Origin of the sequence: Listeria sp. SHR_NRA_18, from assembly GCF_003856515.1 — a bacterium.
In the GTDB taxonomy this organism is placed as follows: domain Bacteria; phylum Bacillota; class Bacilli; order Lactobacillales; family Listeriaceae; genus Listeria_A; species Listeria_A newyorkensis.
This window is the reverse complement of sequence record NZ_QPKR01000007.1, coordinates 1-11,721: the sequence shown is the minus strand read 5'-3', so window position 1 is coordinate 11,721 and position 11,721 is coordinate 1. Positions and strand designations below refer to the sequence as shown.

Annotated in this window: 15 protein-coding genes; 6 read left to right on the top strand and 9 right to left on the bottom strand. The window is 43.1% G+C overall.

What is annotated here, in order from left to right; genetic code table 11:
• The first annotated feature begins 34 nt into the window (after positions 1-34).
• Together DUK53_RS11170 and DUK53_RS11165 are read left to right on the top strand one after the other, a co-directional pair.
• Positions 35-226 carry an Lmo0654 family protein gene (locus tag DUK53_RS11170; RefSeq protein WP_036132992.1) on the top strand — a complete coding sequence of 64 codons (192 nt, stop codon included), beginning with the start codon at positions 35-37 and terminating at the stop codon, positions 224-226.
• Positions 227-314: 88 nt separating this feature from the next.
• Positions 315-1,040, top strand: a complete 726-nt coding sequence (locus tag DUK53_RS11165; protein WP_036132990.1) for a metallophosphoesterase — start codon at positions 315-317, stop codon at positions 1,038-1,040.
• 191 nt (positions 1,041-1,231) lie between these two features.
• Here DUK53_RS11165 and DUK53_RS11160 read toward each other — a convergent pair whose 3' ends face one another.
• The 5 genes from DUK53_RS11160 to DUK53_RS11140 form a co-directional block, all read right to left on the bottom strand.
• Positions 1,232-2,251, bottom strand: a complete 1,020-nt coding sequence (locus DUK53_RS11160; RefSeq protein ID WP_036132988.1) for an LLM class flavin-dependent oxidoreductase — start codon at positions 2,249-2,251, stop codon at positions 1,232-1,234.
• A gap of 99 nt (positions 2,252-2,350) precedes the next feature.
• Positions 2,351-3,286 carry an LCP family protein gene (locus DUK53_RS11155; RefSeq protein WP_036091687.1) on the bottom strand — a complete coding sequence of 312 codons (936 nt, stop codon included), beginning with the start codon at positions 3,284-3,286 and terminating at the stop codon, positions 2,351-2,353.
• A 93-nt stretch (positions 3,287-3,379) separates the two neighbouring features.
• Positions 3,380-3,943 carry a DUF420 domain-containing protein gene (locus DUK53_RS11150; protein ID WP_036091094.1) on the bottom strand — a complete coding sequence of 188 codons (564 nt, stop codon included), beginning with the start codon at positions 3,941-3,943 and terminating at the stop codon, positions 3,380-3,382.
• A gap of 175 nt (positions 3,944-4,118) precedes the next feature.
• Entirely contained in the window at positions 4,119-4,934 is an 816-nt protein-coding gene (gene pdxK, locus DUK53_RS11145; RefSeq protein WP_036091096.1) for a pyridoxine/pyridoxal/pyridoxamine kinase, read from the bottom strand.
• Between the two features lie 21 nt (positions 4,935-4,955).
• Positions 4,956-5,822, bottom strand: coding sequence for a Cof-type HAD-IIB family hydrolase (locus DUK53_RS11140; protein WP_036091098.1), 867 nt, complete (start codon positions 5,820-5,822; stop codon positions 4,956-4,958).
• Positions 5,823-6,014: 192 nt separating this feature from the next.
• On the opposite strand from DUK53_RS11140, the gene DUK53_RS11135 reads away from it, so the two are divergent.
• From DUK53_RS11135 to DUK53_RS11120, 4 genes are all read left to right on the top strand, one after another.
• Positions 6,015-6,401 (top strand): DoxX family protein, encoded by a 387-nt coding sequence (locus DUK53_RS11135; RefSeq protein ID WP_036132986.1) that lies wholly within the window; start codon positions 6,015-6,017, stop codon positions 6,399-6,401.
• A gap of 102 nt (positions 6,402-6,503) precedes the next feature.
• Complete coding sequence (locus DUK53_RS11130) at positions 6,504-7,076, top strand: maltose acetyltransferase domain-containing protein (protein WP_036091101.1); 573 nt, start codon at positions 6,504-6,506, stop codon at positions 7,074-7,076.
• Positions 7,076-7,363, top strand: a complete 288-nt coding sequence (locus DUK53_RS11125; protein WP_036091103.1) for a YwdI family protein — start codon at positions 7,076-7,078, stop codon at positions 7,361-7,363. The genes DUK53_RS11130 and DUK53_RS11125 overlap by 1 nt, the downstream gene beginning before the upstream one ends.
• A 16-nt stretch (positions 7,364-7,379) precedes the next feature.
• Complete coding sequence (locus DUK53_RS11120; RefSeq protein ID WP_036091106.1) at positions 7,380-7,754, top strand: DUF423 domain-containing protein; 375 nt, start codon at positions 7,380-7,382, stop codon at positions 7,752-7,754.
• A gap of 303 nt (positions 7,755-8,057) precedes the next feature.
• Here DUK53_RS11120 and DUK53_RS11115 read toward each other — a convergent pair whose 3' ends face one another.
• From DUK53_RS11115 to DUK53_RS11100, 4 genes are all read right to left on the bottom strand, one after another.
• Complete coding sequence (locus tag DUK53_RS11115) at positions 8,058-8,429, bottom strand: iron chaperone (protein ID WP_036132983.1); 372 nt, start codon at positions 8,427-8,429, stop codon at positions 8,058-8,060.
• Between the two features lie 131 nt (positions 8,430-8,560).
• Positions 8,561-10,495: an FtsX-like permease family protein gene (locus DUK53_RS11110; protein ID WP_036132981.1), complete on the bottom strand. Its 1,935-nt coding sequence runs from the start codon at positions 10,493-10,495 to the stop codon at positions 8,561-8,563.
• Positions 10,482-11,249, bottom strand: coding sequence for an ABC transporter ATP-binding protein (locus tag DUK53_RS11105; protein WP_036091110.1), 768 nt, complete (start codon positions 11,247-11,249; stop codon positions 10,482-10,484). The genes DUK53_RS11110 and DUK53_RS11105 overlap by 14 nt, the downstream gene beginning before the upstream one ends.
• Positions 11,250-11,488: 239 nt before the next feature.
• The coding region (locus DUK53_RS11100) for an IS3 family transposase (protein WP_143813221.1) at positions 11,489-11,721 on the bottom strand (233 nt) is incomplete at its 5' end.

Here is an 11,721-nt window from a genome sequence, read left to right as displayed (position 1 = left end):
TAGATGCGAATCATGTGAGTGGAGGTGAAAATAGATGGTCTATGAAAAACAAGATTTAGAAGAGCGTCTCATCGAATTGCGCCGCCAACACCAAGAGTTGCTTGGAGAAACGGATCAATTTAATGATACGAACCTAGTGAATGGGACGATTTCAGCGACAGAACTGAGAATGAACGCGCTTGAAAAAGAAATCAAATCAGTGGAGAAAAAATTAAATAAGCTATAAAATGATCTTGATTAGCATGAAGATCAGCCTTTCGAAGTTTGGTGACTTTAGCCAGTACTTCAGAGGTACTACATATGAGGTGATGGCGATGGATGACATTTTTGCAGTTGGTGATATTCATGGGGAAATAGCGGCTTTTGAGGAACTTTTGACGCATTGGAATCCGGAGAGAGCGCGGCTAGTGTCTGTTGGCGACTTAATCGATCGAGGAACAGATCCTGGTGCGGTTATTCGCAAAGCTATGTTTCTTGAGGCGAAATACGATGCTATTTTCTTGCGTGGAAATCACGAAAATATGTTGTTGGATTGGCTCGCGAACCCGAGTGAGAAGATGATGTATTACATTAGTCAAGGCGGAATGGAGACGATTGAAAGCCTACTAACCCATAAAAAAACCGCCAAAATAACGCCAGAAGAACTAGCGCGATGTGTGGAAGCGGAGGCTGCAGCTGAACTTGCCTTTGTTAGAAAACGCCCATATTATTTGGAATGGAAGCAATTCGTATTTGTGCACGCTGGCGTGGATTTGACCTTACAGGATTGGAAGCAGACATCCGAGCATGACATGGTTTGGATTCGCGAGCCGTTTCAACAAGGTACGAACCGGACGGGCAAGACGTTTGTGGTGGGCCACACGCCGACAGAAAGCTTGAATCCAGATGGCGGGGCAGACGTTTGGTATTCACCAGATCGCTCGATTATCGATATTGATGGTGGTGCGGTGTTTGGCGGAGCTTTACACGGTGCCATTTTCTCACAGAATGGTGTGGAAAAAATTTATAGTATTCCGAACAAAAAAGTGTCGGGGACATAACCCAAATAAATCGGCGGCAAGCGTTCGCATTCAGGGGATTTAGCGGACTTCCGGTTCTCACATACACCAGTATGCTCCGCTTCCGGCTTCCACCAAATCCCCTGAATACAAACGCTTTCGCTCGATTTGTGTAAAGCATTATTTTCGTCTTACCCAAAATGAAGGTTAAGGCGATTTTATCTTGTTAGGAGTTATGTCCCAAGCTCTTTTTCTTGCCAAATTTTATAGAGTAGTTCGTAGTTCTTCTGTTTGAGCGCTGGGTCGTAGACGTTGGACGCGACAATCAGTTCGTCTGGTTGATGAATCGCCATGAATTGTTGCAGTTCCGCTTTTACTTTTTGCTGGTCGCCGATGAAGGAGTATTTTAGTTGGTGTTGTAAAGCATGTTTTTCGTAATCGGTCCAAAGCTCATCCATATTTGTCACGGGTTTTGGCAATACTGTGGGAGCGCCTCGGGTCAGATTTAAGAACGAGAGATAGCCAGATGTTGCTAGAAAATTCGCTTCTTCGGTGGTATCACTAATAATCGTGCTGACTGTCACCATTGCATAAGGTTCATCCAAAACATCCGATGGCTCAAAACGACTGCGATAAAGTTCCAACGCATTTTCTAATTCATCGGGTGCAAAGTGGCTCGCAAAAGCAAACGGTAGACCAAATTTTGCAGCTAACTTGGCGCTGTAGGTACTAGAGCCGAGCAGATAAAGCGGTACATGGAGGCCACGACCTGGAATCGCGATAATACCATCGTTGCCACCATCTGAAAAATAGTTACTAAGTTCCAAGACAGAATTAGGAAAAGCTTCCACGGTTTCATGCAAGTCGCGCCGGAGTGCCCGCGCGGTTTTGAAATCGGTTCCTGGTGCGCGACCAAGCCCGAGGTCGATGCGATTTGGATACATCGTTGCAAGCGTCCCGAACTGCTCGGCAATAATAAGCGGAGAGTGGTTTGGAAGCATAACGCCACCAGAACCGACGCGAATTTTTTCCGTATGTCCAGCTAAGAATCCTATCAAAACAGCTGTCGCAGAACTGGCAACACCAGGAATACCGTGATGTTCAGCCACCCAATAGCGATGAAATCCTGCTTTTTCAGCAAATTGAATGAGCGATTTACTATTTTGAAAAGCATCTGCTTCATTGAAACCTTCACGAATCGTTGCTAAATCGAGAATAGATAAGGGAACTTGCCCAAATTTATTGTTTGTCATAAAATCACTGCCCTTCTTTGACTAATAGTATATGCTTCTTCCTCGCCGTAGTCAAAAAAAAGAAACCACCCGCTACTAGTAACGAGTGATTTCACAGTATCAATCATTTAAAAAATCTTGTAAAGCCTTCGCATTCGCGGCAACGTCAATGTCTAACACAGAGCCATGCGAATTTCGGACGTTTTTATACGTGCCATCAACCGGTAGGCGGAAATCTTCCATATCTTTGGCATTGCCCAATACGAAATCTTTCCCAATTGAAATCATCATACCTGTTGTCACATTCGTGTTTGTGTAGCCTTGCATCGTACCAATTAAACTTGGAAGCTTCGTCACAGTACCAATGCTTTGCGCTTGATCTTTCAGGGCGTTCAGCACTTGTTGTTGACGACGGACCCGGCCGAAATCACTTTCAGCATCATGACGGAAACGCGCGTATTGCAGCAATGTTTCGCCATCCATTTTTTGCTTACCAGCTTTGATGTTAGCATCGATATTTTTCGACATATCTTTTTCGGCGTCAATCTCGATTCCATTAGGCGCGAGCGTGTCGACAATTTTTGGGAAACCCTCGAAATTGGCAACGACATAATACTCAATATTCACGCCAAAATTCTCTTTGATTGTTTGGCGAACCAGCTCAGGACCACCAAAAGAATAAGCCGCGTTGATTTTGTTCAAACCGTAACCAGGGATATCGACATATGTATCACGCATAATCGAGACTAATTTCGGTGATTTTGACTTCGTATCATAGTGAGCGATAAGCAAGGAATCCGAACGACCTTGGTCTTTGCCACGCGAGTCACTCCCGATTAGAAGGACGTTGAGATCATTCACATCTTCAGCTTTTTGCCCATTAAATTCAAATTCTTTCATGTTATTATCAGCTTCAGCCGCATTCAGACTCGATTTATACTGATAAAATCCAAGCCCGGCAATGGCCAGTATAATGACTAAAATTACTGCAAAAATAGTCCTGCCTTTTCGTAGTTTCTTCTTTGTTGGTTGATTGCGATCCTGGCGAGTGGCCATATCTTTCACCTCGTTCATTAATTTGAAGCTAACAACAAAACGATGCTCCCAGAATAATTATAGCTAACGAATGTTACATGAATGTGGCGAAACTCAATAATAAGGTGCCATAAACAGGTAAACAAGAACGCCGGTTAGACTTACATACAGCCAAATTGGCATGGTCCAACGAACGATTTTTTTATGTTTTTGGATTTGATTTGTCCAGCCCCATACGAGTGCGAAGAGCGCTAGAGGCACAACGACTGCAGCAAGGAAGCTATGTGTAATTAGGATAAAGAAGTAGATAGGACGAACGATTCCTTCGCCGCCAAATGTCGATGTTTCTGCGGACATATAATGGAATGTCAAATAACTAACTAGGAAAAATAACGTCGATGTAAATGCGGCTAAAATGAAACCACGATGCATCTTGATGTTTTTTTTCGCAATAATCGCCCATAAAGCAATTAATAAAAAGACAAACGTAAAGCTGTTAAAAATCGCATTGAGGCGCGGGAAAATAGATAAATCGTAGTCGACTTTCCCTTGGTAGCCAATCGGTGAGAAGAAGAGCAGTAAAATAACAACTACCGCTACAAACGATAAAATCATAATAGGCCAAAAATAGTTCTTGTCAGACGACGCTTTATTTATCGCATCTTTTTTTTGTGTCATGAATTTAAATCCCCCTAAAATAAGTTTCGCTACCATTATAACATGTTCGAGAGGTGAAAGGGTATGAAAAGTGATTCACATACATAAAAAGCACCGTGCCAGCGCTCGCACACTCTGGTATGCAAGCGTTGATACGGCGCTTTTGTCTAGAAATCCTGTTTGGGATTTCAGATATTTATCTATTCTCAGCGTTGTTGTATGCGCCGTGCCATACTGGGCCGATAAATTTATTTAATGCAAAACCGCCTTTTATCGCGGCTGTTACGAAGTCTTTGGCTTTGTGCACGGATTCTTCTACAGTCAAACCTTTAGCAAGGCCGGCTGTGATGGCTGCTGCAAAGGTACATCCTGCGCCGTGATTGAAGTTGGTGTCGATTTTTGGTGTTTCAAGGACGGTGAATGTTGTTCCATCGTATAGTAGATCGATGGCTTTGTCGCTTTGCAGTGCCTTTCCGCCTTTGATGACTACGTATTTCACGCCGAGCGCGACAATTTTTTCCGCAGCGGCTTTCATATCATCGAGGGTTGTTAATTTACCAAGTCCTGAAAGTTGGCCTGCTTCAAATAGGTTTGGTGTCGTGATTAGCGCGCGAGGTAGCAATAAATCGCGGATTGCTTCGGCGTTTTCTGGTTGGATTAGCTCATCTTCGCCTTTACAAACCATCACGGGATCGATTACGACGTTTTGCAACTTGTACTCATCGATAGCGTCACGCGTTGCTTCGATAATTTCAACGGAGCCGAGCATGCCTGTTTTCATCGCGTCAACTGGGCCACCGGAAAGGATTGTTTTCAATTGGGCACGCAATAAATCGGCATCAAGCGGCGTTACGCCATGACTCCAATTATTGTCCGGATCCATCGTCACGATTGTTGTAATCGCTGAAAATCCGAATGTGCCGTACTCTTCAAATGTTTTTAAATCCGCTTGGAGTCCAGCGCCACCACTAGAATCCGAGCCTGCAACGGTTAATGTTTTTTTGATTGTCATGATAAATTCCCTCCAGTTACCTTAATTATTTGATTCGAGCATTTTGTGAATGGCAGTTGCCACGCCATGTTCGTCATTAGAATCAGTGACGTGTTTGGCTAGTTTTTTGACAGCCGGTTCGGCATTGCCCATTGCGACGCTGTAACCTGCCATTTTCAGCATGGAAACGTCATTGAAGTTGTCGCCAATCGCGAAGGTTTCGTCCATCGTCACGCCGAGTTTTTCCACGTAAAATTGCAGGGAAAGGCCTTTTTGCGCGTCGATATGTGTAATTTCGATGTTGTCAGAAAACGAAGAGCTGACCGCCAGATTTCCTTTGGACTCAAGCGCGTCTTTCGCTTTTTTGAGCACCGCTTGATCAGAAGAAAAGGCGATAAATTTCAAAATCGTGATATCCTCGTTTGTGAAAAGGCGCTCTGGATCGTCAATCACGTGAACATCCTTGCTTTCAAAGCGTTCCTCGACATAGCGGTGAATTTCTTCCTCGGTAAAATCAGGGTGAACTTTCGCTTGGATTTCTTTCATAAGCTCGATGCCTTTATCTTTATTCGGTGAAATCGGACCAATATCGGTGAAAAATTCGCAATACATCCCCAAATCCGTTAAAACTTGATAGGTATATCGTGCTGAGGTTTTATCGATCGGGATTTGTTTCAAAATTTTGCCGTGTTCGTCACGAATTTCAGCACCGTTCATGCAAATCGCTGGTGCATAAAGGTTCGCGTGGTTGATGAGTTGCATCGCGTCATCGTACATTCGCCCTGTGCATAAGACGAAATGAATGCCTTTTGCCCGAGCCTGTTCGATGGCTTTCACACCTTCATCGTCCACTTGGATTTTTGAGTTAAGCAGTGTGCCGTCCATATCTGAAGCAATTACTTTTATCATATAATAGAATCCTCCCATTTTCGTACCTACAACACTAGGATATCATTTTTTCAACAAAATTGCAGTAAGTAAAATCGGGAAATCAGGGGTTATAAAGTGGAGATTTAATAAAAATTTAATACCTAGTTAAGCGGTAGGATATATTTTTTCGACATAATTAATTTTACTACACAGATAAAGGAGATTAGAAAAATGAATAAATACGGTATTTTGATTGTTCGAATTTTACTTGGAGGGCTGATGTTCCTGCATGGCTTACAGAAGTTCACGAACGGGATTGGCGGAACGGTGCAGTTTTTCGATAGTTTAGGCATCCCTGGTTTTATGGCTTATGTCGTTGCCGTGATTGAATTAGTCGGTGGTTTGGCGCTCGTTTTTGGCGTGTTAGTTCCTTATGTTTCGGGGTTATTCGTGGTCGTTTTGGCCGTTGCGATCGTGACAGTAAAATTCTCAAGTGGCTTCTTAGGCGGCTACGAACCAGAATTCGTCCTGCTCGTGCTATCCGTCGTCACCTTGATAACAGGCTCGTTCAAGCAAGTTTTTCAATTCCTACCAGCAAATGAAAAAATAGAAAAATAATGCGTTATCAGCCCAGTTCCGAAATATTTTCGAATTGGGCTTTTTGCTGGAAAAACGGTATAATGGAAGGAGTGGATAAATTATGGAAGGTGGCTATTAAAAATGATGACAGAACGTGAAAAGATGATTAGTGGCGAATTATATCGACCGGGGGACGCGGAACTTGTGGCGGATCGGATTCGAGCGCGTGAACTATGCGCGAAAATTAATGGCGTTGTGAGCGATAGTGACGAGCGCGAAGTACATATTCGAGAACTCCTAGGCATGGCGGGAAAAGCGGTCTATATGGAGCCGAATGTGCGCTGTGACTATGGTTACAATTTGGAAGTCGGCGATTATTTTTATGCGAATTTCGATTGCGTGTTCTTGGATTGCGCACCGATTAAGATTGGCGATAATTGCATGTTTGCGCCGGGCGTGCATGTGTATACAGCGTACCATCCACTGGATGCGACGGAACGCAATAGTGGGCAGGAATTGGCGAAAAGTGTTACGATTGGGCATAACGTGTGGGTTGGCGGCCGTAGTGTCATCAATCCGGGAATCACGATTGGCGATAATGCCGTTATTGGCTCTGGTTCGGTCGTAACACGAGATGTGCCGGCCAATACCGTCGTTGCAGGAAATCCAGCCCGCGTGATTCGTCAGTTAGATAAGCAGGAGGAAAACGCCTGATGACAGTATCCGACCAAGCCCTTTTTGCGAAGATGGAACAGGAGTTAAACCTCGCGAAGGCAGCTTCATCTGAACAAGAAAAACAAATACATTTGCACGGATTAGCCGTATTGATTGACGTGATGCGCGGCCAAGAAACACCATCTGCAAAACCAGTAAGCCTCAGCTCAAGCATGGAATACCAAGCGATGACAGGCGAATTACCAATTGCAAAAACCACAACACTTGGCGGTGGGAAAATAGAAACAGAAGACGGATCCAATGGCGATTCACTGTTAGATTTTTAGGAGGTTCAAGGAAGAAATGAGAAAAATGTTAATACTAGGAGCGATATTTGCAGGTTTAGCCGTAGGAATAGGCGCTTTCGGAGCACACGCGCTGAAAGAAACACTTGGAAGCTACCACACGACCTTCGAAACCGGCGTCCAATACCAAATGTTTCACGCAACAGCGATTCTAATCGTAGGTTTACTCCTCGGAAAACTAGATAGCGGCTTATTACGAACTGCTGGCTATTTGTTTGCAACTGGAATCATCCTATTTTCAGGAAGTTTATACGTGCTTAGCATCACGAAAGTATCCGTTTTAGGCGCGATTACACCACTTGGCGGCGTAGCATTCATCGCCGGATGGATTTGTTTTATTATCGCCGTAGCAAAAGATAAACCAGCTCTGTAATATAAAAAGTGTTGCGTAAGAAGGGATTTCACCGTATCACTCGAACGATGGTAATTATTGTTACCTAACCTTAATAAAAAAAGTTAAAAAAAAGGATTACATTCCAAATTAGCGGGGTATTATACATGTAAGCAACGACATCTTAATTACTTTTTCTCCCTTTTTAGTAATTGAGAGTCTTTCTTACCTTAAACTCCCTTTTAATCGCTAAACCTGCTGACATTGCCGGTCTAGCGATATTTTTTTGTCTTTATATGAAAAAAAAACGCCCGCTAAAAAGAGGACGCTACATCACGCATATTCTTATTTCCGCCAAAATGTCTCACAGTCTGCTTTATCCGCTATGTTAAACGCAATCATGTCGCGCAGCAAATCATAATTCACCGGTTTATCCCACGGGAAGCGCACTAGGTTCGCTGTATGTGTGTAGCCAGCTGCTTTGATAGCATCTGAAAAACGAGCGACAACGACTGCTTCTGGGGAAACGGCGAAGTTATTCTTGGCAATGCTGAATCCGACGATAAACGTATCGTGATCGGTGAACATTGGTTGGTTCCATGCGATTTTTGACTTTAAGTCGGGAAATTCTTCTTTTATCCAATTGAAAACGTCTTCCATTTGTGCGCGGTGTTCAGGGTTGTCGATTTTTGCTAAATAATCTGATATAGTTTCCATCTTTGTTCCTCCAGTCGGTTTTAAAAGATATATGTCTATTTTAGCGTAAATGGGTGAAAATACAAGTAAACAGGAAAGAAGTATGGCGTACCAGTCGACAAGATTGGTGCGCCATACTTCTTATTTTGTGGTTATTTCTTTTTGCCCATGACGATATTTGTGTAGGTGTTGACTGTCAGGAAGTAGTAAATAATGAACATCGCTGTGTAGATTCCTGTACTGATGAGAACTGGTAATGTGAGATCCATCTGCAACATATTGGAAAGCATGCTAAGCGCGACGGAACTATGAGCAATACCAAGTACGAGCGGAATAAGGAAAATCACGAGTACTTGCTTGGCGATTGTTTTGCGAATTTCTTTGCGATCTAAACCGATTTTCTTCAGGATATCATAGGTGGCGACATCGTTGTAGGCTTCGGTTAGTTGCTTGAAGTAGATAATACTACCAGTTGCTGCAAGGAAAACGAGGCCGATAAACATGCCGATGAAAAGAAGTACGCCACTGATACTCATTGCGTTTTCATAGTTGGTTGGATAACTTATAAAATTAGCGTTTTCTGGAAGCGCCTTATCGATTTGTTCACTTAGTGGAATCGCGTCTTTTGGATTATCGACCATGATGGATTGAATGGTTTGTGTTTTTTGAGTCGAAATCGTTTTAGCTACATCATCTGAGATAATGAGCAGAGCATATAGGCTAGCGATCGGTGAACTTTTTATTGTCTCTGTTAGCGTTATTTTTTGCTTCGTGCTATTTTCCAAGATAAAATTTTGATTTTCAAGCATTTTTGTGGTTTTTTCATCAAAGAGAGAACCTGGGGCAATCAAAATCGCTTCATCGTTGTTTAGGTCAGCTTTTGTTGCCTCCGTATTGTTTTGTAAGGCTAGAAGTTTATTGTAAGCTGTTTGGCTGATGAATGTAAAACCGCTTTCAGGATCATATTCCATTGGCATTTCGCGATCACTCGTCGCCTTGATATGGTTTAAAGCCGTTTCTTGATGGCCGGTCATCGGTGTTTTTGTGCTGGTTTCAGCAAGTTTCAATGCTTCTTGGTTACTTTTTTGATCGACAACCGTGTATTCAAAAGTAGAAGGGAAGGAATTGGCGGATTCTTTGTTGACGTTGTAGTAAATACTTCCGATTGCACCGATTGCTGTCAATGTTGTAGCGCTCAGAATCGCGATGATAGCAAGGGTTCTCGCGTTCGACCCTATCCGAAAAGCGAGCTGGGAATTACTAATAATATTCGTGCCTTTATAGAAAATCCGTTTATTTTTGCGAATCTGGTTGAGTAGGAACGGCAAGAAGTTGCTCAGAAGTAGCGCTGTTCCGATGATAACGGAGAATAGGATGGTCAGCATGCCAGGTCCAGGCCCCATTTTTGCTAGAAGGCTAGTCTCATTAAGTGGTTGGAGCGCAAGGAAGTAGCCGCCGCCAATCAAAATTACCGATAGAATTGCAAGAATTGGATTGTTTTTAGGTGTTTTTTCACGCTTGCTTTCCGAATGAAATAGGTCGAGAAGTGTCGTGCTGTAAATGATGCGGTAACCGCTCACCGACGTAATCAGCGTGATAATGATGAAAATAATGACCGTATTAATCACGGCATCCATCGAAAAGACGAAATTACTCACACCGCCAAAATTCATGACTTGAAGCAGTATCGTGACGAAGAGTTTGGATAGTAATGTTCCAAGTCCAATCCCGATAACAAGCGCAACCACGCCCATCAAAAAGTTCTCATAGAAAAGCATGCGGCCAATTTCTTTCTTACGAAGACCGAGTAGGGAGTAGAGGCCGATTTCTTTTTTGCGTTTGCGTGTGAAAAAATGATTGGAGTACAAAATAAAGATCGCGACAAAGATAATCAAGACAATCGATGAGGCGTTGAATACAGCGGAAAGCTTAGCGCTCTTATCGATGCGCGCCACCACCGCGGGGTCTTTTGCGAGCGAGACAAAGGTGTAATAAATCATAATCGAGAAACTCATCGACGCGAAATAGAGGAAGTAATGGACAAAATTATGTTTGATATTCTTTTTTGCTAGGTCAAATAACGTCATTCATGTCCCCTCCTAGTTGCGCCAACACATCGAGAATTTTTTGGAAGAACTCCTTACGCGTCTTCGTGCCACGGTAAATTTCCGTATAAATCGCGCCATCTTTAATGAATAAAATCCGCTTACAAAAACTCGCCGCATAAGCATCGTGCGTCACCATCATAATTGTCGAATGTTCCTGCTCATTGAGGCCCTTCAAACTTTCGAGCAAATCAGTGGCTGACTTCGAATCAAGCGCTCCGGTCGGTTCATCCGCGAAAATCAAACTAGGATTCGCGATAATTGCACGGCTTGCGGCAGTTCGCTGTTTTTGTCCACCAGAAATCTCATTCGGATACTTATCTAAAATATCGCGAATGCCAAACGTATCGGCGACTTTCTCAAGACTCGCTTCCATTTCCTTCACAGGACGTTTTGCGAGTGCGAGTGGTAAGATAATATTTTCCCGAACATTCAGTGTATCCAACAAGTTATAATCTTGGAAGATAAAACCTAACTGATCCCGGCGGAATGCGGACATTTGTTGTTCGTTCATTGATTCCAGTTCCTGACCAGAAATCTGAATTTCACCAGAAGTTGGCTTGTCGATGGTTGAGAAGACGTTCAGAAGTGTCGATTTACCAGCCCCACTCGGCCCCATGATACCAACAAAATCCCCCTTTGCAATTTCCAAACTAATATTGTCTAAAGCTGTGTAAACATTTCCTTTAATGCCGTACACCTTACGAACATTTTTTGCCTGTAGAACTATTTCCATGTAAACTCCTCCTAAATAAATAACTTATAGCCTTAGTTTAACTGGAAAAAGCAAGCCGTTCCATTGTCTAAGATGACATTATGGGAGGGGAGACTTACAATTTTGTAATACTGAAGAGCTGAAAGAGCCCGTTCAGCTCCGACAAAAACTGGAGCGGTCGCAGGAAAAACCCGAACTTGGTTTTTGTGGAGGGCGTGATGGAATGGCACCCCTTTTTTGAACAGAATTAACAAGTTGTCTTAAGTGAAGACACCGATGTTTTCTACGGATTTCGCGATGCGAAAACTAACTGGGCTTTGGTAATTAAGTGTGCCATGGAGGCGGATATGATTCCACCAGTTCACGTAATCTAACAACTGTACCTTCAATTGATTCAATGTTTGAAACTTGTTTGGATACACAAATTCTTTCTTGAATGATTTATACGTACTTTCAGCGACTGCGTTGTCATATGGGCAACCTTTATTGCTAA